At 56.1% G+C, this 5,532-nt stretch carries 7 protein-coding genes; all 7 read right to left on the minus strand.

What is annotated here, in order from left to right; translation table 11 throughout:
- Positions 1 to 4 precede the first annotated feature (4 nt).
- A complete protein-coding gene (atpD, locus tag CFE47_RS31580; protein ID WP_010207684.1) occupies positions 5 to 1,381 on the minus strand; it encodes a F0F1 ATP synthase subunit beta in 1,377 nt (458 codons plus the stop codon).
- Between the two features lie 27 nt (positions 1,382 to 1,408).
- On the minus strand, positions 1,409 to 2,269 hold the full coding sequence (gene atpG, locus CFE47_RS31585) for a F0F1 ATP synthase subunit gamma (RefSeq protein WP_010207685.1): 861 nt from the start codon (positions 2,267 to 2,269) through the stop codon (positions 1,409 to 1,411).
- A 50-nt stretch (positions 2,270 to 2,319) separates the two neighbouring features.
- A complete protein-coding gene (atpA, locus tag CFE47_RS31590) occupies positions 2,320 to 3,864 on the minus strand; it encodes a F0F1 ATP synthase subunit alpha (RefSeq protein ID WP_185709607.1) in 1,545 nt (514 codons plus the stop codon).
- Positions 3,865 to 3,885: 21 nt separating this feature from the next.
- Positions 3,886 to 4,422, minus strand: a complete 537-nt coding sequence (locus tag CFE47_RS31595; RefSeq protein WP_185709608.1) for a F0F1 ATP synthase subunit delta — start codon at positions 4,420 to 4,422, stop codon at positions 3,886 to 3,888.
- Positions 4,423 to 4,434: 12 nt separating this feature from the next.
- Positions 4,435 to 4,905, minus strand: a complete 471-nt coding sequence (locus CFE47_RS31600; RefSeq protein ID WP_008439543.1) for a F0F1 ATP synthase subunit B — start codon at positions 4,903 to 4,905, stop codon at positions 4,435 to 4,437.
- A 56-nt stretch (positions 4,906 to 4,961) separates the two neighbouring features.
- On the minus strand, positions 4,962 to 5,219 hold the full coding sequence (gene atpE / locus CFE47_RS31605; RefSeq protein WP_002555987.1) for a F0F1 ATP synthase subunit C: 258 nt from the start codon (positions 5,217 to 5,219) through the stop codon (positions 4,962 to 4,964).
- A 133-nt stretch (positions 5,220 to 5,352) separates the two neighbouring features.
- Positions 5,353 to 5,532, minus strand: a 180-nt coding sequence (locus tag CFE47_RS31610) for a F0F1 ATP synthase subunit A (RefSeq protein WP_286843133.1), incomplete at its 5' end; no start/stop codon positions are given.

A 5,532-nucleotide genomic window follows, 5' to 3' on the forward strand; every position in this document is an offset into this window, starting at 1 on the left:
TGGATTACAGTTTCTTGGCTTTCTCGATCGCTTCTTCGATGCCGCCGACCATGTAGAACGCTTGTTCTGGCAGGTGGTCGTAGTCACCGTTGAGGATGCCTTTGAAGCCAGCAATGGTGTCTTTCAGGGAAACGTATTTACCCGAGGCACCGGTGAAGACTTCAGCCACGAAGAACGGCTGCGACAAGAAACGCTGGATCTTACGAGCACGGTTTACCAACTGCTTGTCGGCTTCCGACAGCTCGTCCATACCCAGGATCGCAATGATGTCCTTCAGTTCTTTGTAACGCTGCAGCACGTACTGAACGCCGCGAGCGGTGTCGTAGTGCTCCTGGCCGATCACGTTCGGGTCCAGCTGGCGCGAAGTCGAGTCGAGTGGATCGACCGCTGGGTAGATACCCAGGGAAGCGATGTCACGGGACAGTACGACGGTGGCGTCCAAGTGGGCGAAGGTGGTCGCTGGCGACGGGTCGGTCAAGTCATCCGCAGGTACGTATACCGCTTGGATCGAGGTGATCGAACCTTCCTTGGTCGAAGTGATACGTTCTTGCAGAACGCCCATCTCTTCGGCCAGGGTCGGCTGGTAACCTACTGCAGAAGGCATACGGCCCAGCAGTGCGGATACTTCAGTACCGGCCAAGGTGTAACGGTAGATGTTGTCGACGAACAGCAGAACGTCGTTACCTTCGTCACGGAACTTCTCGGCCATGGTCAGGCCAGTCAGTGCTACGCGCAGACGGTTTCCCGGCGGCTCGTTCATCTGACCGTAAACCAGTGCCACTTTGTCCAGAACGTTGGAGTCCTTCATCTCGTGGTAGAAGTCGTTACCCTCACGAGTACGCTCACCCACACCGGCGAACACGGAATAACCGCTGTGCTCGATGGCGATGTTACGGATCAGTTCCATCATGTTTACGGTCTTGCCTACACCGGCACCACCGAACAGACCGACTTTACCGCCCTTGGCGAACGGGCAAACCAGGTCGATAACCTTGATGCCGGTTTCCAGCAGGTCGTTGCCGCCAGCTTGTTCCGCGAACGAAGGTGCTGGACGGTGAATGCCCCAACGCTCTTCGGTGTCGATCGGACCAGCTTCGTCAATCGGGTTGCCCAGTACGTCCATGATCCGGCCCAGGGTCGCTTTACCGACCGGTACGGAGATGGCTGCGCCAGAGTCGACAACGTCCAGACCGCGCTTCAAGCCTTCGGTGGAACCCATCGCAATGGTACGAACTACGCCGTCGCCCAGCTGCTGCTGAACTTCCAGAGTAGTGTCCGCGCCTTGTACTTTCAGCGCGTTGTAGATGCTCGGTACGCTGTCGCGTGGAAATTCCACGTCGATAACGGCGCCGATGATTTGAACGATACGTCCGCTACTCATAGCTGGATCCTCTGAATATTTGAACCGTTAAACCGCGGCAGCGCCGCCGACGATTTCCGAGATCTCTTGGGTGATCGCAGCCTGACGCGCCTTGTTGTAGATCAGCTGCAAATCGCTGATCAGATCACCGGCGTTATCGGTAGCGTTTTTCATCGCGATCATCCGCGCCGCTTGTTCAGCTGCGTTGTTCTCGACCACCGCCTGGTACACCTGCGACTCCACGTAGCGCACCATCAAGCCGTCAAGCAGCTCTTTGGCGTCTGGTTCGTAGAGGTAGTCCCAGTGGTGCTTGAGTTCCTGATCCGGAGTCGCCACCAGTGGAATCAATTGCTCCACGGTTGGCTGCTGGGTCATGGTGTTGATGAACTTGTTGGATACCACGGAGAGGCGGTCAATCCGGCCTTCCAGGTATGCATCCAGCATCACCTTCACACTGCCGATCAAATCATTGATCGACGGCTCTTCACCCAGGTGGCTGATAGCTGCAACGACGTTACCGCCGAAGTTGCGGAAAAAGGCCGCACCCTTGCTACCAACAACACACAGATCGATCTCGACGCCTTTTTCGCGGTTTACCGCCATGTCCTTGACCAGGGCCTTGAACAGGTTGGTATTCAAACCACCGCACAAACCACGGTCACTGCTCACAACCACATAACCAACGCGCTTAACTTCGCGGTCGATCATGAATGGGTGGCGGTATTCCGGGTTGGCGTTGGCCAGATGCCCAATTACCTGGCGGATACGCTCCGCATAAGGACGGCTAGCAGCCATGCGCATTTGTGCCTTGCGCATTTTGCTGACCGCCACTTTTTCCATGGCGCTGGTAATTTTTTGCGTGCTTTTGATGCTCGCAATCTTACTGCGAATCTCTTTTGCGCCTGCCATGTAACACCTATCAGGTTAGCAAGCGGGAGCCTTGCGGCTCCCGCTGCGGCTTACCAGGTTTGGGTGGCCTTGAACTTCTCGATACCGGCTTTCAGGCCAGCGTCGATCTCGTCATTGAAGTCACCCTTCACGTTGATCTTGGCCAACAAGTCGGCATGATCGCGGTTGAAGTAAGCAATCAGCGCTTGTTCAAAGCTGCCAACCTTGGTGATTTCGACGTCAGTCAGGAACCCACGCTCAGCGGCATACAGCGACAACGCCATGTCAGCGATCGACATTGGGGCGTATTGCTTCTGCTTCATCAGCTCGGTAACGCGCTGACCATGCTCAAGTTGCTTACGGGTCGCTTCGTCCAGATCAGAAGCGAACTGGGCGAATGCCGCCAGTTCACGGTACTGAGCCAGAGCGGTACGGATACCACCGGAGAGCTTCTTGATGATCTTGGTCTGAGCGGCACCACCCACACGGGATACCGAAACACCGGCGTTCACTGCAGGGCGGATGCCCGAGTTGAACATGGCCGATTCCAGGAAGATCTGACCGTCGGTGATGGAAATCACGTTGGTCGGAACGAACGCGGAAACGTCGCCAGCCTGGGTTTCGATGATCGGCAGTGCGGTCAGGGAACCGGTTTTGCCGGTCACTGCGCCGTTGGTGAACTTCTCTACGTACTCTTCAGAAACGCGGGATGCGCGCTCCAGCAGACGGGAGTGGAGATAGAACACGTCACCTGGGTATGCTTCACGGCCTGGTGGACGGCGCAGCAGCAGGGAAATCTGGCGGTAAGCCACTGCTTGCTTGGACAGATCGTCATAAACGATCAGCGCGTCTTCACCGCGGTCGCGGAAGAATTCACCCATGGTGCAACCGGCGTAAGGAGCCAGGTACTGCAGCGCAGGCGATTCGGAAGCACTGGCAGCCACGATGATCGTGTTTTTCAGTGCGCCGTTTTCTTCCAGCTTGCGAACCACGTTGGCGATGGTCGATTGTTTCTGACCGATGGCTACGTAGACGCAGAAAATGCCGCTGTCTTTCTGGTTGATGATCGCGTCGATGGCCAGAGCGGTTTTACCGATCTGACGGTCGCCGATGATCAGCTCACGCTGGCCACGGCCGACAGGGATCATGGCATCGACAGCCTTGTAGCCAGTCTGTACAGGCTGGTCTACCGACTTACGCCAGATCACGCCTGGAGCAACTTTCTCGACCGCGTCGGTCTCGGTATTGCCCAGTGGACCTTTGCCGTCAACAGGGTTACCCAGTGCGTCGACTACGCGACCCAGCAGTTCCTTACCAACCGGAACTTCCAGGATGCGGCCGGTGCACTTGGCGCTCATGCCTTCAGCCAGAGACTGGTATGCGCCCAGGATAACGGCACCTACGGAGTCCTGCTCCAGGTTGAGGGCCATACCGAAGACGCCGCCCGGAAACTCGATCATCTCGCCGGACATTACGTCGGCCAGACCGTGAATCCGCACGATACCGTCAGATACGCTGACGACAGTGCCTTCGTTACGGGCTTGGGAGGTCACATCGAGCTTGTCGATGCGGCCCTTGATAATTTCACTTATTTCGGAAGGATTGAGTTGCTGCATTGCTCTGCTGCCCCTTCAAACTCAAGATTTCAATGCTTCGGCAAGATTCGCGAGTTTGCCGCGAATCGAGCCATCGATAACCAGGTCGCCGGCGCGAATGACAATGCCCCCAATGAGGGACTTGTCTTCCGCAACTTGCAGGCGCACTTCCCGGTCGAGTCGTGCACTGAGAACCTTGGCGAGTTTGTCTTGCTGTTCTTGGTCCAATGCGAAAGCACTAGTCACTTCAACGTCTACCGACTTCTCTTGCTCGGCCTTGTACAGGTCGAACTGAGCGGCGATCTCCGGCAGAAGCAGGAGACGGTCGTTTTCGGCAACGACGTGGATGAAGTTCTGCACTTTCACATCAAACTTGTCGCCGCACACTTCAATAAAAGTGGCGGCCTTGTCTGCGCTCGTCAGTCGCGGGGCCTTGAGCACGCGCTGCATGGTGTCGTCTTGCGACACTGCTGCAGCCAGGCCGAGCATGGCTGACCAAGAGGCCAGCTGCTGGTGGGCCTGGGCGTGCTCGAAGGCTGCCTTAGCGTAAGGTCGGGCCAACGTGGTCAATTCTGCCATGATCGCCCTCGCTTAAATTTCAGCAGCCAGTTTGTTAACCAGCTCCGCGTGCGCGTTTTGATCGATTGTGGCACCCAGGATCTTCTCAGCACCGCCGACGGCCAGAGCACCCAATTGGGCACGCAGCGCATCTTTGACACCATTCAGTTCCTGCTCGATCTCGGCCTGAGCCTGAACCTTCACACGGTCAGCGTCGATACGGGCTTTTTCAACAGCCTCTTCAACAATCTGGTTACCGCGTTTCTTGGCTTGCTCAATGATTTCGGCTGCCTGAGCTTTCGCTTCGCGCAGTTGTTGACCCGCTTTATCTTGGGCCAACTCCAGGTCGCGAGCTGCTCGTGCTGCAGCGTCCAGTCCATCCGCGATCTTCTTCTGACGTTCGTGCAGAGCTGCGATGACCGGAGGCCATACGAACTTCATGCAGAAAACGACAAAAATCAAGAACGCTAAGGACTGACCAATAATGGTTGCATTAATGTTCACGCCAATACCTCGCTCGTTCGTTGCACAACACACCAATCACTCGAAAAAACGAGTGATTAACCGGCGAGTTGACCAACGAAGGGGTTCGCGAAGGTGAAGAACAGAGCGATACCAACACCGATCATGGTCACGGCGTCGAGCAGGCCGGCAACGATGAACATTTTAACTTGCAGCATTGGAACCATTTCTGGCTGACGCGCTGCGCCTTCCAGGAATTTGCCGCCCAGCAGGCCGAAACCAATGGCAGTACCCAGGGCGCCCAGGCCGATCAACAGTGCAACAGCGATAGCGGTTAGACCAACTACAGTTTCCATCTTTCCTCCCGACTTTTACGTCGTATGGTTTAGGTTTTTTAGATTTTAAAGCGGTAAAACAAATCGTTTCATAGCCCTGTTGGGCCACCTTCCCGTGTTACCGGGAAGGACATCAGACTAGTCGAGACTGGTCTTAATGGTTCTCTTCGTGCGCCATCGACAGGTAGACGATGGTCAACATCATGAAGATGAAGGCCTGCAGGGTGATGATCAGGATGTGGAACACAGCCCACGCCCACTGCAGAACAATGCCCAGGCCGCTAAGCCAGAGCAGGCCGCTGCCGAACATCACAGCGATCAGAATGAACACCAG

This window comes from Pseudomonas sp. PGPPP1, from assembly GCF_002255865.1.
Classification (GTDB): domain Bacteria; phylum Pseudomonadota; class Gammaproteobacteria; order Pseudomonadales; family Pseudomonadaceae; genus Aquipseudomonas; species Aquipseudomonas cremoris.

Excerpts from the sequence above, each read along its gene's own strand:
- atpD (WP_010207684.1), bottom strand. The coding sequence starts at position 1,381 with ATGAGTAGCGGACGTATCGTTCAAATCATCGGCGCCGTTATCGACGTG.
- atpG (WP_010207685.1), bottom strand. The coding sequence starts at position 2,269 with ATGGCAGGCGCAAAAGAGATTCGCAGTAAGATTGCGAGCATCAAAAGC.
- atpA (WP_185709607.1), bottom strand. The coding sequence starts at position 3,864 with ATGCAGCAACTCAATCCTTCCGAAATAAGTGAAATTATCAAGGGCCGC.
- CFE47_RS31595 (WP_185709608.1), bottom strand. The coding sequence starts at position 4,422 with ATGGCAGAATTGACCACGTTGGCCCGACCTTACGCTAAGGCAGCCTTC.
- atpE (WP_002555987.1), bottom strand. The coding sequence starts at position 5,219 with ATGGAAACTGTAGTTGGTCTAACCGCTATCGCTGTTGCACTGTTGATC.